The sequence below is a fragment of the Stenotrophomonas maltophilia group sp. RNC7 genome (genome assembly GCF_030910085.1).
GTDB lineage: Bacteria > Pseudomonadota > Gammaproteobacteria > Xanthomonadales > Xanthomonadaceae > Stenotrophomonas > Stenotrophomonas sepilia.
On the sequence record NZ_JAVFVN010000996.1, the window covers coordinates 9,866 to 36,095 of the forward strand.

The 26,230-nt window shown below is 69.1% G+C and carries 14 protein-coding genes; all 14 read right to left on the minus strand.

Translation table 11 applies throughout. The features are described from left to right. Positions 1-120 precede the first annotated feature (120 nt). Entirely contained in the window at positions 121-12,504 is a 12,384-nt protein-coding gene (locus RCF13_RS26140) for a filamentous haemagglutinin family protein (RefSeq protein WP_231352139.1), read from the minus strand. Between the two features lie 199 nt (positions 12,505-12,703). Further along, on the minus strand, positions 12,704-13,879 hold the full coding sequence (locus RCF13_RS26145) for a substrate-binding domain-containing protein (protein ID WP_134969228.1): 1,176 nt from the start codon (positions 13,877-13,879) through the stop codon (positions 12,704-12,706). 254 nt (positions 13,880-14,133) lie between these two features. Further along, positions 14,134-15,333 carry a type II secretion system inner membrane protein GspF gene (gene gspF / locus RCF13_RS26150; protein WP_231352140.1) on the minus strand — a complete coding sequence of 400 codons (1,200 nt, stop codon included), beginning with the start codon at positions 15,331-15,333 and terminating at the stop codon, positions 14,134-14,136. Positions 15,334-15,340: 7 nt separating this feature from the next. Beyond that, the gene (gspE, locus tag RCF13_RS26155) at positions 15,341-16,774 is read right to left on the minus strand and encodes a type II secretion system ATPase GspE (protein WP_134969530.1); all 1,434 of its coding nucleotides are present in this window, start codon (positions 16,772-16,774) and stop codon (positions 15,341-15,343) included. Further along, positions 16,771-19,152: a type II secretion system secretin GspD gene (gspD, locus tag RCF13_RS26160; RefSeq protein WP_231352141.1), complete on the minus strand. Its 2,382-nt coding sequence runs from the start codon at positions 19,150-19,152 to the stop codon at positions 16,771-16,773. The genes gspE and gspD overlap by 4 nt, the downstream gene beginning before the upstream one ends. Continuing rightward, entirely contained in the window at positions 19,149-19,676 is a 528-nt protein-coding gene (gene gspM, locus RCF13_RS26165) for a type II secretion system protein GspM (RefSeq protein WP_061479451.1), read from the minus strand. The genes gspD and gspM overlap by 4 nt, the downstream gene beginning before the upstream one ends. Further along, positions 19,673-20,836 carry a type II secretion system protein GspL gene (gene gspL, locus RCF13_RS26170; protein WP_134969532.1) on the minus strand — a complete coding sequence of 388 codons (1,164 nt, stop codon included), beginning with the start codon at positions 20,834-20,836 and terminating at the stop codon, positions 19,673-19,675. Before gspL ends, gspM begins: the two co-directional genes overlap by 4 nt. Then, entirely contained in the window at positions 20,833-21,738 is a 906-nt protein-coding gene (gene gspK / locus RCF13_RS26175; protein ID WP_061479458.1) for a type II secretion system minor pseudopilin GspK, read from the minus strand. Before gspK ends, gspL begins: the two co-directional genes overlap by 4 nt. A gap of 9 nt (positions 21,739-21,747) precedes the next feature. After that, a complete protein-coding gene (gene gspG, locus RCF13_RS26180; protein ID WP_005416799.1) occupies positions 21,748-22,185 on the minus strand; it encodes a type II secretion system major pseudopilin GspG in 438 nt (145 codons plus the stop codon). Between the two features lie 57 nt (positions 22,186-22,242). Then, positions 22,243-22,824: a hypothetical protein gene (locus RCF13_RS26185; protein WP_134969476.1), complete on the minus strand. Its 582-nt coding sequence runs from the start codon at positions 22,822-22,824 to the stop codon at positions 22,243-22,245. Between the two features lie 120 nt (positions 22,825-22,944). Next, a complete protein-coding gene (locus RCF13_RS26190) occupies positions 22,945-23,496 on the minus strand; it encodes a hypothetical protein (RefSeq protein ID WP_005416804.1) in 552 nt (183 codons plus the stop codon). 58 nt (positions 23,497-23,554) lie between these two features. After that, a complete protein-coding gene (locus tag RCF13_RS26195) occupies positions 23,555-24,535 on the minus strand; it encodes a DUF4880 domain-containing protein (RefSeq protein ID WP_061479454.1) in 981 nt (326 codons plus the stop codon). A 69-nt stretch (positions 24,536-24,604) separates the two neighbouring features. Next, a complete protein-coding gene (locus RCF13_RS26200) occupies positions 24,605-25,135 on the minus strand; it encodes a sigma-70 family RNA polymerase sigma factor (RefSeq protein ID WP_061479455.1) in 531 nt (176 codons plus the stop codon). A gap of 16 nt (positions 25,136-25,151) precedes the next feature. Further along, the gene (locus tag RCF13_RS26205) at positions 25,152-25,832 is read right to left on the minus strand and encodes a TonB-dependent receptor (protein ID WP_308141675.1); all 681 of its coding nucleotides are present in this window, start codon (positions 25,830-25,832) and stop codon (positions 25,152-25,154) included. Positions 25,833-26,230: the final 398 nt, after the last annotated feature.

The following is a 26,230-nucleotide window of genomic DNA, read 5'->3' on the forward strand; positions in this document are numbered from 1 at the left end:
GGCCGCCACCGTTCCCTGGCGGCTGGCCCGATGCTGTCCGTTCCGGCGGTGCAGCTGCATCCACGCATGGCGTGGAACTGCTGGCGACCAAGGTCGGCACCTACCGGGATCGCTCGATGCCTACCGGCGCTGCGTGCCGTCGTCGCGGCTGGCCTGCGGGAACTGGAACGCGCTGTCGGCGTCGTAGCCGCTGTTGGCGGTAGTGCCACGGGCCGGCGGCGCTACGCTGCTCGTGCCGCTGCCGAAGCCCAGGATCTGCACGCTGATCACCGACGGCTGGTTGCGCCGTGCATCGTCCTGGCTCTTGCGCATCACGTCCTGTGCCGCCTGGCTGGCGCTGTTGGCTGCGGCACTGGCCGCGGCCAGCGCATTGACGTTGACCGATGCCAGCACCGGCAGGCCCTTGCTCTCGCCCTGCACCTGGATGTTGGCCGCGTTGAGCACCTGCAGTGCGGCCAGGTTGATGTTGCCGGAGACGCGGATACCGGCCTCGCCCGCATCGATGGTGCCCAGCGGAGCGATCAGGTCGACGTCGCCCGGCGGTACTTCGGCGATGGGGTTCAACGTCGCGATGCCAGCACCGCTGGCCGGGGCCTGCGGCGACAGGATCACATTGCCCCAGCCGTCATAGACGCGGCGCGGTGGCGTGTACAGCAAGGTCGTGCGCGAACCACGACCGGCATTGATGTCACCCTGCTCCGACCACGCCAGGATGTCGCCGCCGAAGGTGGTCATCACCCGCGACAGGCCCAGCAGCACACTGTCCTGGCTGAACAGCCGGACGTCGCCTTGCCCTTGGGTCACCAGTCCGGCACTGGCCGGGGGCACCACGCCCTGCACACCGATCACGATCTGCCCACCCGGTGCCATCAGCTCGATGTTGCCGCCCGCTTCGGTACGCACGCCGGAGCCACCGTACATCACGATATCGCCGGTACGGTCGATCGTCGCACCGGGCGCAGCCTTGTCTGGCATCAGCGTGGCGATGGCCTCGCGCCCACGCAGGTAGGAGCCGAAGCGGGGCCCTTCTGCATCGGTATATTCCCGTCCACCTTCGCGCAGCTCGGCGTAATAGACCTGGCGCAGGAAGATGTGCTGCTGTTCCTGCGGCAGCGCATCGAAGGCAGCCAGCGCCCCGTCGCCGTCAGCAGCCACGCCGAAGCGCTGCTGCAGCCACTGCTTCAGCTCCTGGTCGTACACCTTGACTGCCTTGCCCGGCTGCGACGCCAGCGATTGCGCCGGATCGGCGAGGTTGGCGGGATCCAGATAGCGTGCACGCAGGGCCGCGAAATCGATCTGCTGGTTGCCGGCCGTCAGCGCGATGCTGGCGCCGGCACGGGTGTCGCCCTGCACGATGCCACCGAGGCTGACGATGCTGCCCGCATCCTCCTGGCGCAGCTGGCGGCCGGCACTGATCTCGGTGTTGCCGGGGCCGGCGATGGTCGCGTTCAGATGCACGATGTCGCGGCCCGCCGCCGCCACCGTGATGTCGGTGGGCGCGGTGTTCAACGCGGTCATCGACACCCCGAGGATGTCCCGGCCTGCCCGCAGTTGCACGGCGCCGGCGGCCTCGAACCAGTTCAGCTGCGTGCGCTGCCCCACGTTGGGATTCAGCGTGCGCCGGGCGCCGGTGGCCAGACCGATGATGTCGCCCTGCACCGCGTAGAAGCGGCTCGGCGCCAGTGCCGCAGACACAGTGGACAGCGGAGTATTGGGACCAAATGCGAACAGCGGAAGCGACGCTTCTGGCGAGGCGGTATTGCCATCGACCGAAAGGTTGTGCCGCGAGCGGGTCACATTGCCGCCGGAATCCCCCTGCTGGGCCAGGAATGCGGGGTCGAAGGGTCCCGGCAGCCGCGCGTCCGCACCCGAGCGCGCAATCTGGGTCGCGCCACGCTGGGCGAAGATGCTGCCACCGGCCAGGACGTCCAGCCGTCCTGTTGCCGAGGGTGCCAGCAGGATCACATCCTGCGTCCCCGGCGTGGCGCTGATCCGGTCCAGCTTGATATCGCCCTGCGCAGCAATGGCGCTGAAGCGCGAAGGATAGAGCCAGTAATTCAGCAGATCATCACCACCACGCACAACAAGCTGGACCTGCTCGCGCCACAGATTGCTGCCGGTCACGTTATCCGGCCCGGCGAGGCCTGGCGCGAGGTCACCACCGGCACTGAACAGATCCACGGCCGTGTTGGCGGTCCACAGGGAGAACCACGTGCTGCCTGCAGCGTGCGCGCCATCATCCTGCAGCACCGCGCTGTAGTTGGCCAGCGGCACCCGGCCTGCATCGGCGACCCCGCCGAGCACCACATCGCCCCGTGCCTGCAGCTGCGCGACCGCATCGCCCAGCACCAGCACCGGTCCGCCCATCGCGCGGGCGGCGTCGGGTGCAAACAGGTCTGCGGCGCGCTGCTGACGCAGCGTCGCGTAGTTTTCCAGGGTGACGCCCATTGCACCGATGCGCCCGGCATCGAGCTGCAGGCTGCCACGCAGATTGCTGAAGGTACCGTTGAGGTCGAGATTCTGTCCCGCCCTGGAGGGATTGAGGCTGGAGATCGTCGCCTGCAGATTCGGATTCAGTGCGCCACCGATGCGCAACCGCAGGTCGCCGCCGCCGGTCAGGTGCAGCTGGCCATCGCTGACCCGGCCGGTCGATCCCACCGCCGCGATGATCGCGCCCGAGCGCGGTGCGCTCAGCGAGCCCAGCGCGTCGCCCATCGGATCGCGGACGCCGGCATTGCGCCCAGCCTCAAGCGTCAGGTCGCCGCCGCCCAAGGTGCCGAAGCCGGTGAAGCCGACCATCCGCGGAGAGGCGCCAGCGGCAGCGGAGACGTTGGTGTAGGTGCCAAAGTTCACCCACCAGCTGGTCGGCACCGGCTCCACGCCGGTGGTGCTGCCGGTTCCCTGCCGCCACAGCCAATTGCCGACCGAGGCACTGGAGTACAGCGCCCAGTCGCGCTCGCTGGTGCCCGACTCCGCGCGCGCGGTCCAGGCGTCGCCGACGATATCGCGCCCGGCTTCGACGCGAAGATTGCCACCACGATCCGGATACCAGGCCTGGTAGCCTGCGATCGCTGCGTCATAGCTGCCCGGCACCAGGTTCGGCCCCAGCAGTGCGGTGTTCCAGGGAGCCGCTGCGCGGGGCGAATTGAAGGCAGCGTCGCGGCCCCCACCCAGCGCGGTGGGAGTGCCGGCGGTGTAGACACCGAAGCCTGACTTCATCACGACGTCACCGGCAGCGAGCAGCTCCATGTCACCCTTGCCGGTGCGCAGTACGCTCCACGCCGGCGTGCCCGCACGCTTGCCGTAAGTGGTCACTTCGGTCTGCGTGCCGCCGCCGGCGCAGTAGGTGGGCGCGGTACTGCAGAACTCATCTTCGGTCATGCCGAACATCGCGGCGAAGTCCTTCGCAGGGGTGCCCACGTAGGACTCGTCGCCCCAGTAATCCAGCGAGCCCTGCGCGGCCACCTGGCGGGGTGCCGGGCCGCAGTAGTCGGCCGACATCGCGCAGAACTCATCTTCGGTGAAGCCGAACATGTCGGCCAGCTCCGCGATCGGACGGCCCGCATAGGACGTGTCGCCGATCCAGTCCAGCGATGCCCGCTCGGTCAACGCACGATCACCCACCCAGATGATCTCGGTCTTGACCGTGCCGATCGAGCCCTGGTGGGTATCAGCCAGCACCACGCTGCCTTCGCTGCCCCAGCGCCGGCTGCGTGGATCGGCCGCCCCGGCATCGGCACCGGCAACCACGGTCAGGTCCCAGGAGCTGGTGCCCTCGGCGAGCATCGGCGCCAACGCCCAGTTGCGCCCCTGGTTGCCGTTGGCATCGGTCGGCCGCAGATTCACCGGCGCGTCGCCGGGCAGCTCCACCTTGGTCAACGAGGGAATGTACGCGCCCACCTTGAGCGCGACTTCCCGTGCCAGGCGCAGCGCAACCGGCAGCACCGCGCCGGCGGGCCACTCCTGTGCCGCCACCTGTACCGCACTGCGCAGGCGGAAGCCGGCTCCCAGCCGCGCACCTGCCGCCAGCACCAGCGGCTCCTGCAGCACGGTGCCCGCGGCCAGCGTCTGCCCGGAGTCGGTGGTCACCGCCGCACCCAGTACGGTGCCCGCTGGCAGGCGCAGGGTCTGCGAGATGACCATCGGCGCGGGCAGCACGGTACCAACCGGAAGCGCTACCGATTCGACCGGCACGTCGTAGTTCAGGCGGGTGCCGGCCTGGAACTCGGTGCCGGGCTGCAGCTTCACCCCGTCCACCGGCACCACCAGACCGCTGCCGAAGGGGGTGTGCCCCGCGCTGCCATTGCGACCCTCATACAGCTGCCAGCCCCCCTCATCCGGCGTGGACGGTGGCGGTGCGAAGCCATCGTTGATGCTGCCGTAGACGTTGATGTTGCCTTCGGCCCGCAGCACCAGCGAGGCCGATTCGCCGAAGCCACGCCGCGATGGATCGGCGCGGTTGGCTTCGGGCCCGTAGCGGTAGCCGGACAGATCGATGTCGCCGGCAATGGTCAGGTCGCCGTCCGGGTTGGCGTCGCTGCGCCGCGCCACCACCTGCACGCCGGGACGAAGGCGGACATCACCCAGCGCGCGCGTGCGCTGCTGCAGGTCCGGGTTGCCCAGAGCACCATCGATCCACGCCACGCTGTGCGGATCGACCACCTGGTCCAGCCACTGCTGGGTGACCAGCTGCGCGCGGTTGCCGCGCACATCGGCGGTGCCGGCCAGGGGCGCATCGTCGTAGCGGCGGACACCATTGAGCTGGATGCCGGCCGCGCCATCGATGCGCAGGCCATTGGCCGCGGCAATCGCCGCGTCGTTGCTGCCCACCCGCGGCACATCGATCTTCAGCGAGCCCCGCGCAGTGCCGTCGTTCTGTCCAGGGCCGTCACCGACGGCAACGTCGCTGCCGGCACGCAGGTCAAGGTGCGCCGCGCTGCCCAGACCCACGGCGCCCTCGGCGCTGCCCAGCGCGATGGTGGCCCGGTTCGGACTGTCGATGATCTTGCCATGGCTGTCCACGCGCAGGCCGGTACCGTGCGCGTCCAGCGTGCCATCCACCTGCAGCTGGTCGCGGGCGTACAGGCGGATGCTGCCGACCTGCTCGCCGCTGGCATCGATGCGACCGGCCACGGTCAGGCTACCCGCGTCGACACTGATGTCGACCCGGCGCGCCTTCACTTCGTCGCCGATCCGCAGATCGCCTTCACCAATCTGGAAGCTGCGGCCGCCGACGACACCGCCGGCGGTCAATCGCTGGTTGAGGCCGGCGAAGTCCTGCAGCTGGCGTGCCCGCACCACAAGTTCACCACCGTCGTAGGGCACCAGCGTGCCGCCGGCATCGTAGCGGCCACTGGCGGCACCCTGCAGAACACCGGCCAGATCGGCTTGGCCGGCCATTGCGGTGACCGTCATGCGCCCGGCGCGGTTGTTGCGGGCAGAAACATCGATGCGGGAGGCAGCATCGGTGCGGATGTCACCCGTGTCGCTGGACAGCAGGACATCACCGCCCCAGCTGAACTTGTCCACGTCGTACAGCGGGACCTTGCGCCCGGCCAGGTCCAGCGCCGCCCGGCCGCCAAGCGTGATGCCCTCGCGCGCGCTCGCCGACAGCCGTCCTGACGCCAGCGCGATCGTGCTGTCCAGCGTGATCCGGTTGGCGTCGATGCTCAGCTCACTGCCCAGTGCATCGCCACCCGCCTTGCCGGTGCCCCCGTGCAGGCGGAACTCGCCGCCAGTGCGCACGCGCAGCTGCGCGGCGGGATCGGCAGTCAACAGCGGTGTATCGATACCCAGGCTGCCTCCGCTGTACTGCCAGCCCTTGTCGGCCAGATAGTCGCCGCGCTGCTGGAACACGTCCAGCGTGCCCTGCGCGGAGAACGACAGCTGCTCCGAAGCACTCAGGTTCAGCGCACCGAATCCGAGCACCTGCCGGTTCGCAGGTACTTCAGAGCTGGGACGGCTGAATGGCGCCCGCCCGAGCTGCAGCTGGCGGGTGACGATGTCCAGCTGCCCGGCGCCGAGCCGGTCCACCATCGGATCGGCCGGCGGTACCGACGCGTCGCTGCCCGGCGCCTGGCTCGCCGCCAATGCGCCGTCCCAGACCAGCGTGTCCACCAGGATGCGCGCGCGGTCGGTCGCCGCGCCGTAGCCGCGGATGGCCTGCGCACCCAGCACAAGCGTCTGCAGGCCACTGCGGCCGGTGGCACTGTCGCGCGCGTCCAGGTCGACGCTGCCGAACACGTTGACAGACTCCCGCGCGACCAGGCTCAGCGTGTCCAGCGCCGGCGCGCCGGTGGCGTCATTGCCGCGCAGCAGTTGCTGCAGCACGGACTGGTTCATGGTCATGCCACTGGGCAGCGCCCCTGCCGCAGCGGCCTGCGCGATCGCTTCGGCACTGCCCAGGTTCAGCGCCGCCATGCTCAGGCCGAGCTGACGGGTGCCATAGCTGACCGAGTCGCGCATCTGCAGCGTGCCATCGGTCGCTACCGCGATGCTGCCATCGGAAACCAGCCGGGCCTGGCCGTCGCACGCCCCCTGGCACCCCCCGATGTCGATCGCCACCGGACCGGCCTCCACGCCCGTGGTGCCGGTGATCAGGTTCAGGCGCTGGTTGGACACTGCAAGCAGACCGCCGGAGACCTGGTAAGGCAGCGTCGCGCTGGCACCTGCGTTGGCGGTTGCGAACGGCAGTGTATCGAGGGTCGCACCGGCCTCGACCAGCACGCCGCTGCCACCGGAGGCCGCTGCCACCAGCACCTCCGGTGCGTTCAGGGTGACACCGGAACGCACCGCCACACTGCGCGCCTGGCCGGTCACCGCCACCTGTGAGGCCTCCTGGCTGAACTGCCCGCCGATGATCATCCGTGCCGGCAGGAAGGCATTGAGCGCGTCGTCGCTGAAGGTGGCGCCGCGATCACGCGCCTGCGATTGCGCGCTGCCGTCAACGATCTCCAGTGAACCGACCGCCGGGCTCGCCAACGTGGCTGCCAGCGTGCCGCCGCGCCCCTTGTCGGCGGCGGCGCCGAACCGCGCGGTGCCAGCGAAGCGGATGGCAGGCGTGTCTGCACGACCTGCACCTTCGCCCAGCGCAAGGGTCAACCCGAGCGCATCGATGGTCTGCCAGCCACGCGACTCGCCGCGGCGGTCGGCCACCGACTGCGCGAAGCTGTTGTAGGAGGTTTCGTTGTAGCCCGAGTGCCGGCGTACCACTGCGGCGGGCGTCAGCAGGATGTCGGTGAGCAGCGGCGAGAATGCCGCGCCCAGCGCCGTGCGCTGCTGCCCGGACACACGCCAGGTGCCGGTGCCGGTCGCAATCGGTTGCACGATGCCGGAGGTGCCGGTAGCGCCCAGCTCCACCCGGAATGCACCGGGCTGCAGCGCATAGCTTGCCGGCATCAGCGTGTAGGTGCCGGCCGCCAGGCCGGGCACGCCAGCCGGCACGGTGATCTGCTGGCCCACCGCCGGAGCTGCGAATCCTTCTTCGCCGCTGGGGGCGAACGCCTCGGCGCGTCCCGGTACGATCGCGTACACCGGGTTGCCCGACGCACTGAACGCGTAGCGCGGATTGGCGTCTGCCAACGCCGTGCGCAGCACGTCGACGGAGCCGCCGCGCCCGGACACGAAGGCGGCACCGGTCAACTCACCACCGCCGGACATGTCCAGCAGTGCCCCCGGCGCCACCTCGATCGCGTTGGCCTTCAGGGTCACCCCCATCGAGGAGATGCCGGCCGGCGTCAGCGAGCTCAGGCTGCGCGTGCCTACCCGCCAGTCGACACCATCGACGGTGCCACCATAGGGCAGCGACAGGCCGGCACCGCTGGTGGAGGTAACGCTGCCTGGCAGCAGTTCCACCCGGCTGCCGATGGTTCCGCTCTGGATCAGGCCGCCCAGCTGCAGCGTGCCCATCGGCGCCTGCACGTTGCCGCCCTGCTGCACCGTGGCAGCCACCAGACGAAGCGTGCCCAGCGCCGATTCCGGCGCCGGCTGCGTGGCCGCACCTGTGCCGTGGATTCGCAGCACGGCAGCTGGATCGGCCCAGTAATCAGCGGTCTGCACGGTCTGCGCCGAAGCGCCGGCCACCAGCGTGCCGACCGCGCCTGCGGTGGGGTACAGGCGGGCGGCGGTCACGTCCATCGAACCGGCCGTCATCAACGCGCTGGTGTTGCCACTGCTGGCAATGCCGTTGGTCAGGCGCACGTCACTGCGGCTTTCCAGCGCCACGTGGTCGAACCCGGGCAGCCAGGTGACGTCGCGGATGTCGATCAGCGCGGCCTGCACCGCCAGCGCGTGATCGTCCGGCCCAGCCGAAGCGACCGCCACGGTACCCTGCAGGTTCTCGCCCGCCAGCTGGCCCCAGCGCGCCTGCGCCAGGCGGACGTAGGGCGCACTCAGCCGCAACGCCGACGACGGCCCGGCATCCACGGCCATGCCCAGGCTCGAAGTGCCTTGGCCATGGATGCGCAGGCTCTGGGCCAGGCGCAGGTCGACATCGCCGACGGCGCGGATGTCACCGAACACGGACAGGTTGTCGAAGCCGCCCGCCTGCAGCTGCTCGACCGACAGCGCGGCGTGGCCATACTCCAGTGCGGCCGGCAGTGGCTGCACCGGTGCGCTGTGCTGGCTGAGGGTGATCGCACGTGCGCGCAGTACCTCCTCGCTGGCGCCAGGTGCATGGATGCTGCCGCCGAAGGCCAGCCCAAGGGTGCCGCCGCGTGCGCCGGCACCACCGGCGGCCGCGTCCATCCCGCCCTCCAGATACAGTGCATTGGCCGAGCGCAGCACGATCTGCCCGCCGTCGCTGTCCACGCGTACACGGCCCTGACCGTCGATATCCAGCTCGGCCGACGCACCCCGTGCCTGCAGGCGCGCACCGCGTTCGACCACCACGAAGGCTTCCGGTGGTCGGTTGTCGACGAATGCTGCGGTCTCCCAGTCCAGCGCCCCGCCGATCTCGATGCGTCCACCCGCGCGCACCTGCCCGCGCAGGCGGCCGCTGGGATCGGGCAGCGAGATCGCGTCTGCATCGGCATCCAGCAGCGCGCCTTCGGCGAAACGCCAGGTGCGTTCGGTGCGCTGCCCGGCGTACAGCGCATTCTGCGGACGCACATCGTCGATCACGATGCGGCCGCCCTTCGCACGCAGTGTGCCTTCAACATCGATGTTGCCTGCACCCAGCAGCGAGATCGTCTGCCCTGGATCGACCGCCACCAGTGCATCCTTGCCGACCCGCAGGTCACCGCCCACGCTGTTGCGGTCCGAACGCAGGCTGATGCTCGCACCGGCGCGCTGGCTGACGCGCCCGTTCGACGGATCGGCGCTGTACAGCGGCGCATCCCATGCCGCCAGTGCGGACGCCCGATCGGTTGCCGTCTGCGCGTCCTGGGTCATGCGCAGGCCTGGCAGGGCAGCGACCAGCCGCGCGCCGTCGGCCACCTCCACGCCTTGGTGGCCGTTGATGTCGTACTGTGCGAAGCCACTGCCGAACAGGCCGGGGTCCAGTCGCAGCGACGCGCCCGCCAGGTCCGCATCGCCCACCCGAACGTGGCCACCTGTTCCCAGCGAGAAGGCACCACTGCCCTGGCCTCGGCCACTGAACCGGCTCCCCTCGCCCAGTTGCACCCGGCCACTGCCGTCGGTCGTAACCGTGCTGCTGTTGGCCTGCAGGCTGACGCTGCCCCCTTTGCCGATGCGGCCTTTACCGCGCAGGTCCAGCGCGGCGCCGGCCTCGACGTCCACCGTTGCCTCGGCGCCCACGACCACGTCATGACTGTTGCTCAGGCTCAGGCGACCGCCATCCGTCCAGGCACCGCTGGCGTCGAGCGGCATCGCCAGTGACGCGTTGCTCCATTCACCGGAGAGATCGATCCGCGTGCCGTCGGCAATGGCGGCGCGGGCGCGGCCATCGTGCAGCAGCGCCGTCGGCCGGCCCTGGACATCCAGCAGGTTGCCCGCCGACAGCTGGCCGCCGGCAATGCCGATGTCGCCTGCCAGTTCCACCTCGCTGCCGGTCAGGTTGAGCTGTCCGCCTGCCTGAAGCCGAAGGCTGCCGTCGACGCGGATGCCATCGGCGGTCGCCAGGTCGATCCGTCCCCACTGCTGGGCACTCAGCGCTGCGATATCCAGCCACACGGTGTCACGCCGCTCCTCGTCGACCGGAGCCAGCAGCGACCACGCCGCCTTCGCCGGAGCCTTGTCATCCAGGCGCACATCCGAGCCGAACACACCGCTGCGGCCCTGGCCGTCGTAGCGCCCCAGGTACAGCTGCGCATTGCGCGCCACCGCCGTCTGGGCCTGCGCATAGCCATCCAGTGCGGCCTCCGGCCTGCGGTTCTGCTGCGCGCCCTGGAAGGTGGCCGTCTCAACCTTCCCATCCAGCACCGCGGTCGGTGCGGAGACGATCAGCCGTCCTGCATCGCGGCCGACCGTGTACCCGTTGTCGACACGCTGCGCCGCGAATACGATCGGATCACGGAAGGTCTCGGTGATGCCCCAGCGTTCCTGCTTCACTTCATGGCCGCTGTACAGGCCATCGAACAGCATCTCCGCCGGCGCCTCATCAAGGCGGTAGACCTGGCCGTCGACGCCGCGCACCCAGCTCTGCCGGACCACGCCGCTCTGCACATCCAGGCTGCCGCCGGCAAGGTTGATGCGTGAGCCACCGTTCGTGATCACTTCCCTGCCGCCCAGCAGGACGGTGCCTCCCTGCGCGGCCCATTCGCCGATCGAGTGCCCCTGGTTGTCGAGGTAGCCCCCCACTTCCAGCAGGCCGCCAGCAGCGTACCAGCGCTCCCCCTCGTAGCCCCCGGTTCCGGCCGGAACGTGGACCAGCCTGCGGCGGTCGACCCAGACTTCACTGCTGGTCAGCTTGCCGCTGTCGCGGTTGTCCAGGGCGTCGCGCAGTTCGTTGCCCTGCACCTTGACCTGGACATTGTTGCTCTCCATTGACACCTGCACGCCCACTGCGCCGGACACGTCCACGCGCGCGGCGTCGTCCACGTAGCTGCGGGCCGCCGCATCGGCGATGATCTGGCCGCCCGTGGCGACCGTCAGCGAATCCCTGCTGAAATGGATGTTGCCACCCGAGACGATCTCCACCCGCGACTGGTCCCGGCGATCATTGTGCTGGGACAGATTGTCGAAGGTGGCCGAGCGCGCGCCAGCGCGGATCGCGTCCTGCTCTGCCGACTCCTTGATGAGGCTGTCGCGCTGTGTATCCAGCGCCGTGGCCTTGCCGTCGTCCTCGATCAGCACCGCCGTGGTGGCTCCATCGGCGAGCGTGACGCTGCTGCCGGCATCGCTGGCCGAGGCCAGAAGATGCACGGTGCCGCGCTGTGCGAGCGTGGTACTGGCCACGGCCACACCGGCCTGCTCGACGCTGCGCCCGGCGAGGGTCACGTCACCCTCGAGCGCGCGCAGCAGGCCGGTGTTGCGCACGCCGCCAGCCGTGCTGCCAGCGATGAAGCGCGGCGCGATCTCATTGCCCCGGGTGGTGGAGCTGGTGTTGGTGGCCGTACCCACGCCACGCCGGATCACGAAACTGTCACCCGCAGCGAGCTGCACCTGGCCCTTGCGCGCCTCGATATGGCCAGCATTCTCCACGCTGTGCCCGGCCAGCAGCACGTAGCCACCGCCGCGCGTCGCACTGGTCGGCTCATGGGTCGCGATGCGGGCGCCCTGCTCCACCGTCACCTTGCCGAATGCATCGCTGAGCGCGCTGCTGCTGGCGTCGGGGCTGTACAGGCCATTGTCGCGGAACTGCGCATCGCTGATCCGTGCTGCAGCCGCCAGCAGATTGCGTACATTGACCTGGCTGTTGTTGCCGAACACCACGCCGTTGCGGTTGGCCACGAACACCGTGCCATTGGCCTTCAGCTGGCCCAGGATCTGGCTGGGCCGCGCCTGCGGATCGTTGACGCGGTTCAGTACTGCCCAGTCAGGGCTCTGCAGGAAGTTCAGCGTAGTGTTGCCGCCGATGTTGAAGGTCTCCCAGTTCAGGATCGCCTTGTCCGCGGTCTGCTCGACCGTGACCTGCACCCGCCCGTCGCTGCCCTGCGACTGGATCGCCTCGCGCGCATTGAGCCAGCCGCGGGTCAGCGGGTTCTGGTCGACGCTCAGGCCGTCCTTGCCGAGGCCATCGGCAACAATGAAGCCAGCCTCGCGGCGCGCCTGCCGCGCCTGTTCCTGCAGGCGCTGCTGCAGGGCGATCGCCTGCGCCGCCGTGCCAAGATTGTCGATCGACTGCTGCAGCTTCTGCCGTGCTGCATCCTGCTGCTGGGCCGGCAACTGGAACTGGATCGGCACGCCGTTGGGCATGCGGCCACTCTGTGCCGCGCTGCCCTGGGCCGCGCCCCGTTCGGCGAACCAGCCCGGACTGAACGCCTGCTGCGCCTGGCTGGCCGGGGCCACCATGCTCCCCAGTGCGACTGCGATGGCCCACGCCATCGGATGATTGCGGCGCATCAACGCGGCCGGACGAACAACGGACGGGAGCGGGTGCGACATCGGAACCTCATCAACCTGGTGGGCCGCGGCTGCGGCGACGATCGGGGAGGCACGCGCAACGCATGCCCTGCCACTGATAGACGGTCCACGTGACACGAAGCCGACAGCGAAACACTGCGGCGGCGGCACCATCACGGAAATGGCGACGCCGGCCCAGAGGCCGGCGTCGCGTCAAGCAGGATTCAACCGGTACTGCGGATTACAGCGGACGACCGATGCCGGCGCAGGTGCTGGGGTTGTTCAGGCCGGCCGTGCTGCTGGCCAGCACGAAGCGGTTGCGGATCGCATCGCGCCACGCCTTGGTCAGCGGGATGAAGCCGTGGTCGGTGATCGACTTCTCATACGCGACGGTGTAGGTCGCCGGATAGTGGCGGGCCAGGAAGCCGCGCAGGCTGGTGGCGACGCTCGAATCCTTGTAGCACTGGCCGATCACCAGGTTGGTGTAGCCGGCGATCGGATAGCCAGCCGACGGGTTGCCGAACACCGGCACCCAGTTGGCGGGGTTCTCAGCGTCGGTGCCGGTCGGCGGAGCGACGGTGTCCAGGGTGGCCTGCACGCTCACCTGGTCCGGCGAGAAACCCTTGACCTTGGCGACCTTGGTCGCATCGGTCAGGCTCGGGATCACGTCCGGGCCGACGTAGCCAATACGGCCTTCAGCAGCGTAGACAGCGTTGTACAGCGAGGTGCCACCGGTGGCCGGGGCGGCCACCAGGAACGCCGGCAGGTTGCCGTTGGCATCGCGCTTGTACAGGTCGGCGAAGGTCGACTTGATGGCGAACTTGCCGCCCACCAGCTTCGAGGTTTCAGCGTTCTCAGCGGCACAGGCCGCGGTCAGGAAGCGGCTGAACATTTCGCTGGTACCGCTGCTTTCCGGACGGTACACGACCTGGATCGGGCCACTGCGGTTGGCATCGATGGTCGACCAGTCGCTGATCGCACCCGAGAACACGCCGCAGATCTGCGCCACGCTCAGGTCCACCGCCGAACCGGCCTTGTTGAACGGAATGGTGACCGAGGTGGCCACCGACGGCACCTGGATCAGCGCGCCGTAGCGGTTGGCGTTGGTCGCCTGGTTGAAGTTGGTGGTGTAGTTGCTCAGCTCAGTGCTGCTCAGCACCGAATCGCTGCCGGCGAAATGCACGGTGCCGGTGGTCGAGAACAGCGCCGAGTTGTTTTCCAGGAAGGCCTTCTTGCCGGTGCCCGAACCGGTCACGGCGTAGGTGAAGTTCGCCGGCAGGATGCTGTCGGCCGAACCCTTGTAGAGGTCGGCCGGCAGCGAGGCACCGCCGCCGGTAACGGTCTGCGCCGAGGCGGCGCCCACGGTAGCGAGCAGCGCGGTGGCAACCAGCGCGGCCAGGGTCTTGTACTTGGTCATGATCTTCTCCTGAAGGGTTTACTGCGAAGGGAAACGCCAAGGGAGGAACGGTCACTACACGCCTGCTGCCGCCGAGGGCCTCCCAGCCCACTCTGCGGCGACGGGTCCATGCTGGTCCGCGCCGATGACAGGCCGCTTAAGAAACCTGTGGAAGATCGGAAAAAGGTGTGGAGGATTGTGTGGAGAATCGAAGGCACGCCGTGCTGCGCGCTCGCCGGGCATGGCCCGACGCTACCCGTGTTGCGCTTTGCGCATCACTGCACCAGCTGGTTCATTTCCATGATCGGCATCAGCACCGCCAGCACGATCGTCAGCACCACGCCGCCCATCACCAGGATCATGGTCGGCTCCAGCAACGCAGTCAGCGCCATCGCGCGACGCTCGATCTCGCGCGAGATGGTCTGTGCGGCGCGGTCCAGCAGTAGCGCCAGCGAACCGGTCTTCTCGCCGCTGGCCACCAGGTGCACCAGGATCGGCGGATACACCTTCTGCACCTTCAGCGCAGAACCAAGCGCGGCACCTTCGCGCACACGCGCGGACACGTCATGCGCACAGCGCGCCAGCAACGCATTGCCCAGGGTCTGCCGGGCAGCTTCAAGCGCACGCAGCAGCGGCACACCCGCATCCAGCAGGATCGCCAATGTCGAGGCGAAGCGCGCACTGTTCACACCCAGCACGAAACGCCCGACCATCGGCACCCGGAGCAGCATCGCGTCCCAGCGCAGGCGCAACCCGGGCTTGCGCAGGGCCAACCGCCAGGCCACCACCAGCGCAGCGATGCCGAGCCCCACCCACATGCCCCAGCTGCGCACGAACGCGCTGGCGGCCAGCATCACCTGGGTCAGCATCGGCAGCGTCTGCCGCGCCTGCACGAACGCGGTCACCACCTGCGGCACCACGTAGCTGAGCAGGAAGATCACGATCGCCACCGACACCAGGCTGATCGCCGCCGGGTAGATGAAGGCGGTCAGTACCTTGGCCTGCAGCGCATTGCGTTCCTCGATGTAGTCGGCCAGGCGCTCCATCACCCGCGCCAGATCGCCGGAATCCTCGCCTGCACCCACCAGCGCCCGATAGATCGGCGGGAAATCGCGCGGCCGCGCTGCCAGCGCCACGGTCAGGCGCTGGCCGGCACGCACGTCGGCGCGCACAGCGGTGAGTGCCTGGGCCACGTGCGGGCGCTCGGCCTGCTCGATCACCGCACTCAATGCAGCTTCCAACGGCAGGCTGGCCGCCAGCAGGCTGGCCAGCTGGCGCGTGGCCCAGGCCAGCTCACTGGCCGAGAGGCGGCGAGCGCCCCAGCCACTGCCGGCACTGCGCGCCGCGCTCACCTGCACGGGTGTCAGCCCGCGCCCACGCAGCAGCTGGCGCGCACCGCGCGGGCTGTCGGCATCCAGTTGACCCTTCTCGATGCGGCCCTGCGCATTGGCAGCCTGGTAGTCGAACAGTGCCATGCAGGCCTCAATCGTCGCCGGTGACGCGCAGGATCTCTTCCAGCGTGGTCACCCCGCTGTCGACCCAGCGCTGGCCGTCCTGTCGAAGGGTCCGCATGCCGGCCCGCCGCGCCACCTCGCGTAGCGCAGGCTCACCCTGCCCTTCATGGATCAGTGCGCGTACCCGGTCGTCCACCACGAACAGTTCATGGATGCCGGTGCGTCCCCGATAGCCACTGTTGGCACAGGCCGTGCAGCCCACTGCGCGCCATACGGTCCGGCCTTCGCCGTCCAGCTCGGCACGCCGGCACTGCGTACACAATCGCCGCACCAGTCGCTGCGCCAGCACACCACGCAACGACGAGGCCAGCAGGAAGGGCTCCACGCCCATGTCGGCCAGGCGGGTCACCGCCGAGATCGCATCGTTGGTGTGCAGCGAAGCCAGCACACCGTGCCCGGTCAGCGACGACTGCACCGCGATCTGAGCGGTCTCCAGGTCGCGGATCTCGCCGATCATGATGGTGTCCGGGTCCTGGCGCAGGATCGCGCGCAGCGCGGTGCCGAAGCTCATGCCGATGCGCGCGTTGACCTGGATCTGGCCAATGCCGGCAAAGTCGTACTCCACCGGATCTTCCACGGTGAGGATATTGCTGGTGCTGCTGTCGAGCTGGCCCAGCGCGGCGTACAGCGACGTGGTCTTGCCGCTGCCGGTCGGCCCGGTCACCAGCACGATCCCGTGCGGCTGCCGGATCAATCCCGTGAACGTGGCCAGGGTGTCATCGGCCATGCCCAGGCGCTGCAGCTGCAGGCGGCCGGCATCCTTTTCGAGCAATCGCAGCACGGCGCGCTCGCCATGCCCGGTCGGTACCGTGGAAACACGGATGTCCAGCGGCCGCCCGCCCACGCGGATCGCGATGCGCCCATCCTGTGGCAGGCGCTTCTCGGCAATGTCCAGGTGGGCCATGATCTTGATGCGCGACACCAGCGCTGCGTGCAGTGCGCGCCGAGGCTGCACCATGTCGCGCAGCGTGCCGTCCACCCGGTAGCGCACCACCGAATGGGTCTCGAACGGCTCGATATGCAGATCGCTGGCACCGTCGCGTGCAGCCTGTGCCAGCAGCGCGTTGATCATGCGGATCACCGGCGCATCATCCTGCGCATCCAGCAGGTCGGTGACCTCCGGCATGTCCTGCATCAGCCGGTCCAGATCGACTTCACTTTCGGCGGCACCGACCACGGCCGCAGCATCACCACCGTCACGGTACTGCTCACCCAACCGCTGCTGCCAGGTCGCCGCATCCAGGGCCTGAAACGGAATCGGGCCATGCCGGCGGCGCAGCTCGGCCACGGCCCACGCCGCCGTGTCGGCTGTGCCGAGCAGCACCGGCTCGCCACCGGCTTCGGACAGCATCACGCCGTGGCTGCGCACCCACGCGTATGGCAGCGGCACAACGGCGCTCACGGCCCGATCACCAGTTCCGGCGTGTAGCCCAGCCCGCGCAGCTGCTGCAATGCCGGATCCAACTTCGCCGGATCACGCGGCAGCCGCACGCGCAGGCGTTGCCCACCCTCGCCCGGCGTCGCCTCCGCGTAGGCCTGCAGGCCCAGCGCCCGCACCTGCGCCACGCTCTGGCTGGCACGGCTCGGCTCCAGCCCCTGTGCGAACTGCACCAGCTGCGCATCGCCGTCACCGGCCGGATACAACGCTGCCAGGCTGGTGCTCTGCAACGGCTGGCCGTGGCCATCGCGCGCATTGCCCTGGCCGAGTACCGACAGGTCCTGCGGTGGCAGCTGCGGCGCCGACAGCGCGGGCAAGGCCCAGCTCTGTACGGGCTGCGCGCCGGCCTGCGCATTGCGCATGTAGTCGTAGCGGTCGCGGGTCAGGCGCTGTCCGGCGGCCGGGTCGCGTACCACGTGCGGGCGCAGGAACACCATCAGGTTGGTCTTGGCGCGCTTGCGCGTGTCGCTGCGGAACAAGGCGCCCAGCACCGGGATCTTCCCCAGCCCCGGCACCGCATCACGGCCATGGCTGACGCTGTCTTCCAGCAGGCCACCGAGCACCATGATCTGGCCATCGTCCAGCAGCACGCTGGTATCGAGTGCGCGCTTGTTGGTGATGATGCCGGCCGTGCTGTTCGCGCTCTGCGCGTCGATGCTGCTGACTTCCTGGTAGATGTCCAGCTTCACCGTACCGCCCTCGGAAATCTGTGGGCGCACCCGCAGCTTCAGGCCCACGTCTTCGCGCACGATGGTCTGGAACGGGTTGTTGCTGCCGCCGCCACCGTCGGTCACGTAGCGGCCACTGACGAACGGCACGGTCTGGCCGACCATGATGCTGGCTGCCTCGTTGTCCAGCGTCATCAGGTTCGGTGTCGACAGGATGTTGGCGCCGCCCTTGCTCTGCAGCGCAGTGGCCAGCGCCTTCATGTTGAGGATCTGGCCGACACCGGGCAGGTTGATGGTGCCGTCGATCACGCCGATCTTCAGGCCATCCTTGGGCAGCACGTCCAGCGTGGTACGCGCACCGGTATTGAGCCCGCTACCGCCGGTGGCGCCACCGAAGTGGGTGCCGCCAAAGGTACGGCCATTGCCCAGCATCCACTGCACGCCCAGCTCGGCCGCGTCGGTCTGGTTGACCTCCACGATCAGGCTTTCCACCAGCACCTGCGCACGGCGCTGGTCGAGCTGGTCGATCACCCGCCGCAGGTTGCGGTACACCGGCTCCGGCGCCGAAATCAGCAGGGTGTTGGTGGCCACGTCCGCCTGTACCGAAATGCCGTTCTGGCTGAAGCCGGTGCTGCCGGCGTCGATCGGGTCGCGGCGGTTCGGGTCCAGCCGCTGCGATTCCAGCGCATTGCCACCGGTCTTGGCCTGCTGCGACTGCGACGGCTGGATGGGCGTGGAACGGTTGGCGTCACCCGGCAGCGGGGTGATGCCTTCGTTGCTGCCCATGGCCGGTGCATCGCTCTGTCCGGCCACCACGCCACGCAGCACACCGGCCAGCTGGTTGGCCTGGGCGTTGCGCAGGTAGACCACATGCAGGTTGCCGGACTCGTCCTGCGCGCGGTCCAGCTTCTCCACCAGCTGCCGCGCCAGGCGGGTGCGGCCTGGGCTGCTGGAACGCAGCAGCACGCTGTTGCTGCGCGGGTCGGCCATCACCACCACCTTCTGGCCCGGCTCGGCGCCCTGCGCATCCAGCAGCGGCGCGACCATCGCCGCTACGTCAACGGCAATGCCCTGCTGCAGCTTCACCACATCGGTGTCCATACCGGCCGGTGTATCGACGCTGGCGATCACCCGCGCGATGCGCTCCAGGTTGTCGGCGTAGTCAGTGATCACCAGGGTGTTGTTGCCTGGATTGGCGGTGATCGGATTGTCCGGGCTGATCATTGGCCGCAGCACAGCCACCAGCGCCGCCGCATTCTCATAGCGCAGCGCAAACGTACGCGTGGCGATCTCGCCCCCTGCACCACCGCTACCCACCCGGCCACCGAGCAGCTTGGCATCGGCCTGCGGCACCACCCGGCTGACGCCGCCGTTCTCGACCACGGCGAAGCCACGCATGCGCAGTGCGCCCAGCAGCAGCTGGTAGGCCTGGGTACGGCTGACCGGGCCATCGGAAACCACCGTCATCTTGCCGGTCACGCGTGGGTCGACCAGGAACTGGCGTCCGGTGAAGCGCGCCGCCATGCGCAGCACACCACCGATATCGGTATCCACCAGGTTCAGCTGCACCGGCTCATCGCCTGTGTCCTGCGCCGCCACCGGCGCCGGCACGTGGGCCATGCCCACGATCAGTGCCAATGCGGCACTGCAGGCAAGGCTGCGCATCGCCCTCATGGATGGGCACCCGCAGGAGCCACCATCACGATGTTTCCGGAAATCCTTGCCGCCGGCATGTTCGCATCCCCTGTGCGTGTCAATTGCAACTGCTGCAACTCGATGGCCGGGTCGGCCAGCAGCGGCAGCAGCCAGTTCCATAGCGCATCGGCGGGTACGGCCCGTACCTGCAGGTGCCAGCACCCGTCGCGCGCTTCGATATGCAGGCCGCCAGCCAGACCGGCGGACTTGATCTGGTCACGCAGCCCGGCGAGGGTCGGATGCTGGCCCTGCGCCAGCTGCTGGCGCTCACGGGCGCGCAGCAGCGGTGCCAGTGCGCGATGCTGCGCCTGCAGCCGTGGCAGTTCGGCCTGCCAGTGCGTGCGCTGCTTCAGCAGGGGCTCCAGCCAGAACGACCACAGGCCCGCCACCAGCAGCGCCACCACCATCACCCACAGCATCAGCCGGTCGCGCGGTGGCAGGCGTTGCCAGCGCTGCTGCAGGCCCGCCAGCCCCTCGCCCAGCCGCAGGGTTCGGGTCGTCACTGTCCCGCTCCGCTCACCCGCAGGCGTCCACCGGCGTCGCGCGCCAGCTGCAGCCCCTGCGCCTGCATCGCTTGCTGCCAGTGCTCAAGCCGCTGTGGATCGTCGGCCAATGCCTGGGCATCGGCGTCCAGCTCCAGGTACACCTGCCCGGGTTGGTAGTGCAGGCTGTGCACCTGACCCGCCAGCTCCGGAACCGCATGCAGCGTGCTGGCGACCTGACGCTGCAGCGCCGGCAACGGCGGCGCTGGCGGCGGAACCGCCAGCGCTCGCCTTGCCTGCAACACCGGGTCCACCACGTCGGTGATCTCCGGAAAGCGTGCGCTGAACTGCCGTGCCATGTCCTGCTGCAGCGCCTCACCCTCGACCCGCCAACGCGAGACCTGCCACTGCAGGCCAAGTGCAGCCAGCAGCACCGCCGCCAGTGCCAGGCCGATCGCCAGTCGCGGCGCTTGACGGCCTGCGCCGGGCAGCGGCAATGACCACCCCGGCAAAGGGCCACAGGCCTGCCGTTCATGCGCGACTGCGGTGCCCGGCAGGCTGTCCGGCCACGCCGGCGGTACGCTGTCGATCCATTGCACGGCCCGCACGCCGGCCTGTTGCAGGCGGGTGGCCAACGCCTGCATCACCGCAGACGCGTCACGTCCGCCATACCATTGGACAAGTCCCCGATCGCGCCCGCTGCGCACCAGCAGATGCTCGCCGCTGACCTGCAGCGTGGCGTGGCCGTCCTGCCAAGGCAGCAGCAGTGGCGTCGGATACAACGCCTGCAGCTGCAGCGCACACGAGGCCAGCAGCTGCTGCGCCTGCGCGATGGCCTGCTGGCCGAGCCAGGCCACCGGAACCGTACCGTCTGCCGCCTGCGCACCGTGGGCCAGCGCCACCTCCTGCAGGTCATCCAGCAGCATGGCCTCCACCTCGCCCTGCAACGCCGCCTGCAGGCGGCGCCCCGACAGCGGCGGCAGCTGCAGTTCCAGCAGGATCAGGTCGTTCGGATCAAGGCAGGCATGCACCGTGGCCCGCGGATGCCGCAGACCCAGCGCCGCCAGCGTGTCGCGGCCGTGAGCCAGCACCTCGCCCTTGTGCAGCTGCGCCCAGTCCACCGCGCTGTCGGCGCGCAGACGCTCAAGCACCGGCAAGCGCACCCGAAGCTGCACGGTCATGCGCCGATCCTCGTCCACACGCGTTGCACACGCACGCCGTCGTCGCGGTACTCGCGCCAGAGCAGCGCGCGAAAATCAACCGCGCTGCCGTCAGCCTGCACCCGGCCCACGGCCAGGAACCACTCGCTATGGATACCCAGCGGAAGCACGGCCATCTGTTCGTTGCTCAGTTCGAGTCGGTTGGCGATGTCACCGCGGTTGAGCAGCCAGTGACCGGCGTCGCGCTCAGCGAGCAGCGCCTGCAGCCTTGCCGGTTCCACCGCAGGCGCCACCGCCTGCAGGACGCTCAGGTCGCAGGTGTTGGCGTTGACCAGGGTCTGCGCCGGCAACACCACGGTGCGCCGCGCCAGCGCCTGCAACGCCACCGGGTCGGCGCCGGCCAGCGCCTGTTCGATCAGTGATTCGCGCGGCAGCGGCGCCTGCGCCGGCATATCGCCGTCGCGCAGACGGGCCTGGATGTGGTCCACCGCGGATGCGCAGGTGCCCTGGCCCAGCCCCTGCCCGGCACACAACGCGACGAACGCGCCCCGCGCCTCGGGGTCCGGCCTGCCCTGTGCCAGCAGGTTGCGCAGGTTGAACATCGACTGCGCATCGACCAGTTGCAGCTGCACCGGCAACGGCGCCTGCAGTTGCAACGGGCGCGCCCAGCGCCCGCTGCGCACCGTGGTCAGCTGTTCCTGGACATCCTCACGCAGCTGCTGCGCCGCACGCTCCAGCGTGGCATCCACCGCCATGCGTACCTGTGCGCGCAACTGGTCGCCGCGCAGCGCGCGCAGCTGCGCCGACTGCCGGGTCAGCAGCGCAGTGGCAATCACGGCCACCAATGCCACCACCAGCAAGGCGACGATCACCGCCACGCCACGCTGGTGGATGCATGAAACCGAACGCGTCCGGGCTGCCATCAGCACGCCTCACAGCTGCCAGGAGCCGATGTCTGCGTTCCCGGCGTCGCCACCGGGCTTGCTGTCCGCACCCAGCGAGAACACATCGATGTCGCCATGAGTGCCTGGAACCTGGTACTGGTACGGATGGCCCCACGGGTCATTCGGCAGGCGATCCAGGTACGGCGTCACCGGCAACGCACCGCTGCCCTGCGGCGGCTTCACCAGCGCCTGCAGGCCCTGTTCGGCACTGGGATAGCGCCCATTGTCCAGCTTGAACAACTTCAGCGCCTGCATCAGCGCCGCGATGTCCTGGCGCGCCGCCACCACACGCGCCTGGTCCGGACGGTCCATCAACCGCGGCACGATCAGCGCGGCAAGGATGCCGATGATCACCACCACCACCATGATCTCGATCAGGCTGAAGCCCTGCTGCCGAGCCCTGCGACCACCTGCCTGCCTTGCCATTGTTCCGCCCTCGTCATCCCGGAAGAGACCGCTGCACCATGGTCAGCGGTGCATGTGTCAGTACGATAAACATCCGCCTGCGATTCGCTGCGCGGTTGCCTGTGCGGGCGCACGTGCAGCCGGCACGCGTGCCGCCTCGAGCAGGTGCGGCGGCACGCTGGCCAGTGTTTGGTCGATGCACTCGCGCAGCAACGGATGCACGCACGCCTGCAGCAGGCGCACGCACTGTGTCGGCGACCACGCGGTGCCGTGGTCGAGGCCGATGAACATGCGGTAGGCCTGGTGGTAGCGCAGGTCGTCGTACACACGCTGCGCACTGTTGAGGTCACGCACGATCACCAGCAAGGCCGCACGTTGCAGCAGTCGCGCATCGGCTGCGCCAAGTGGCAGCGCGCTCATGGCCGCGTCGGGCCAGGGCCACAGCCGCAGGTCGAGGGCCTTTCGAAGTGCCGCCAGTGGATGCGAACTGCTGTCCAGTGCCGCCCAGCGCGCCGCATCCGCCCAGGCGTCACTGGACAGCACCCAGACCCACGAGCGCCCGTAACGCTGCACGTTCAGGGGCGTGTGCCGTGCCTGCTCCAGTGACTGGCTCAGGTGGCGATCCAGCTCCAGCATGCTGATCCTGCGACTGTCTTCCATCTGCGCCGCCCGTGCTCCGCGACGCGTGGTGCGTCGTACTCTGGAGAAGACGTCAGCAAGGCAAGTGAAGCGACACCGCGAATGCAACTCTGTGCACGGGGTGGCGCTTCATCGGCAACGTCATCGCAGCGTCATCCGCCTGCAGGCTTCGCGCTGCAGCCGCGGTGCGTCACCCCCACAACGGCGGGCCAGTACCGCCACGTCGCTGCGGGCAGCGAATGCGACCAGTGCATCGGTCATGTCCACGTCATCGCACCATGACGCCAGCGCGACGCGCAGCGCGGGCAGCTGCCACCCGTCCATCACCCCATGGGCGCCCGCCACGAACCAGTGCCAGAGCCGATGATGCAGTACCTGCTCATGCAGCTGCGTGAGATCGTCAATGCCATGGATGTCCGCCAACAGCAGTGCGCGTGCGAGCGCCGCAGGCGGCAGCGCACCGGATTCAACCAAGGGCATCTCCTGCTGCTGCAGCCGCAGCAGCATCGCCAGTGGGTGTGACTGCGGATTGAAGTCCAGCAGCACCGCCTGCTGCTGCCACTGCGCGTCAGACACCACGCACACCCAGGGCGAACCATAACGATGCACCATCAGGGGCCTTCGCTGGGTGGTTTCCAGCAATGCAGACAGATTGCGACGCAGATCGAGCACACCGATGGTCTCGTTGCGCATCCTTGGCCTCTCCTCGCTTGCAACAGCCCTGCGCGGTGCGCACGGCCAGCGCCTTCATCTATCCAAGGACGGCGATGCCACCCGGAAAGCGACGCAGATCCAGCGACATCGTCAGTCGCAGCTGCTCCAGCGCCGCATCCGGATCATCGATGCGGAAGCGGCCACTGACCGGCGCGCGCGCCAATGCCGATTCACCCAGCAGTACCTTGCCCCGCCGGTAACGGTTGATCTCGTCCACCACCTCGCGCAGCGGTGCACGGCGGAAGACCAGCATGCCTTCGGTCCAGGCACTCACTTCCGAAGCCACGGCCTCGGCCACGACGCCACTGAGGCGCTCGTCGAACCGGGTCTGCTGGCCGGCCTGCAGCTGCAGGCGGCCCTGCGGGTGCTCGATACGGGCGCTACCCTGCAGGCAGGTCACCCGTACCTGGCCGTGGGTGTTGCGCACGTCCAGGCGCACCGCACCTTCATCGGCAATCACGCAACCCGGGCCCGCGAACAGTGCCAGGCGCAGGCCAGCACCGGTTTCGATCGCGGCCTGGCCCTGCACCAGCTCGAAGCCTTCGCCCTGCGCGTGCGCGCGGCGGCGCAGGCTGCTCTGCGTATCCAGTTCGATCCTGAGCTGCGGCGAGGGCGCGATCTGTAGTCGTTCACCGGTGCCGGTGTGGAAATCGGCCGCCATCGCCGTCACCGACGGCCACAATCCCAGCGGCGGGCGGAGCGCCGCCACCACCACCAGACTGGCCGGCGCCGCCACCGCAGCGCCCAGGAAGGCGCGCCGGCTCCAGCGCTGGGCCGGCGTCGGCGCGACCGGTTGGCGCGCGGCGGCGGGCAGTCGCTCGCCGGCCAGCCGCACCTGCTCCCACTGCCGGCGCGCACGGCCAAACGCTTCACGATGACGCGGGTCGGACTCGCACCATGCACGGAACCGGCGCCCATCGGCAGCGGTCGCCTCGCCCGAGGTCAGCCGCACCACCCACGCGTGGGCCTGACGCTCAACGGCATCCAGCGGGCGTTGCGGGCGGTCGTCAGGATCCATGGGAGCTCATGCCGGACCCGCACGCTGCGGGGTTCTGCTCGGCGTCAAAGTGTAGACGGATGCCGTCGCTCAGAACCGCACCTGGCGCCCCTGCCCGCTGCGTTCGGCCAGGTAGTCCTGGGCTGCCTTCAGCTCCCGCTGCACCAACCGCAGCGACACACCGAGGTGGTCGGCCACGTCGCGCTGCTGCAGGCCATCAACGCGGATCGCCAGCAGGATGCGACGACGGCGCTCGGGCATGCGCTGCAGCAGGCCGACCATGTCTTCCAGCGCGAAGTCCAGCTCAGCCGCCTGCGCCGGCCCCGGCCCCGGGTCGGCCATGTCCATCAGCGTATCCACCTCCTCCAGGCTCAGCAGGCGGTGGTCTGCGCGTTGGCGGTCGATCACGGTGTTCATCGCCATCCGCAGCAGGTAGGCCGCAGGGTTCTGCACCGCGTCCAGGCGGTCACGGCGCGCACTCAGGCGCATCCACGTGTCCTGCAGCGCGTCGCCGGCCAGCTCTTCCGATCCGAGCTTGCGCACCAACCGGCGTTTCAGCTCGTCGTAGGCACCCAGAAGGTGGTCCATCAGATCAACCGCCCCAGCCGTACCGTTGTTCATGTTCGAATCCTTGAAGTCATGGATGGGGCGCGCGCCGGCCGCAGTCGTGGTCGGTGCCGGAAGGACGGATCTGCAGCGTCACCGGCTGTGGCAGCGCGGCGGCCTCGGCCGCCAGCACCAGGCCGTGCAGCGCCTGCAGCAGGCGTGCGTCGCGGCGATCACTGCCACTGCCGGACAGCAGCTCGGGCTCGCTCACCTGGCCCGCGCCGTCGATGCGAAAGCGCAGCGTTGCGGCATAGCGGCCGGGCGCAATCTCCGGGCTGTCACAGAACGCCGCACGCAGCCGCTGCTGCAACCCGCCGTAGCGACGCCGGCGTTCGGCCTCGGGAAGCCCCAAGCCAACATCGGGTTCCGCGGCCGAGGGCTTGCCCCGGCGCAGCACCACACGCTGCTCGCCGATCACCTCGGCCTCGATCCCGGTGTCCTGCAGCAGCGACTCCAGCGCCACAAGCGGCGCCAGGCTCCCGCGCAGCGCATGGCTGCTGCGGCCCGAAGCAAGGTCGCCGGGGTACATCACCGACCACCCACTGATGACGCTGAAGCGCTCGACCGCCTGTTCCAGCGGCTGCGCAGGGATGTCGTAGGCATGAACCGCGTCCTGTGCGGCAGCGGCAAAGGACAGCAGCAGCCATGCGGCGATGGCCACCTTCCAGGTTCTGACCGCGTGGTGTCCATTCAGCCCCCTGACGTAGAACACATGACCCTCGGCAGCGACAGCGCCTGCAGTGGACGCGCACCACGACCGGAACCCCGGCCCGCGCGCGACCCGCAAGCGGGCTGAAACCGTACCGGGGGCACATGTCATTGCGATGACCGCCGCCCACGGGCGACGTGGAGCCAGGCTCCGTGAACCCAGTCACCCATCAGGAATCAATGAATCGAACAGACCATGCTATCTACGCACGGGGGTCAGAGCCCGTTGCGAAGCAACGGGATCCGACCCCGTACCGACCCAAACGTGTCGACCAAGGTCGACACCCACCAGGAGCAGCTCATGCCGTTGCGGCAGATCATGGAAATCTGTCGAAGGCGGGGTGGGTCCGGTTGCGGGGGCGTGAGCCGCATGGATGCGGCGACCGAGCTTACATGGACGTA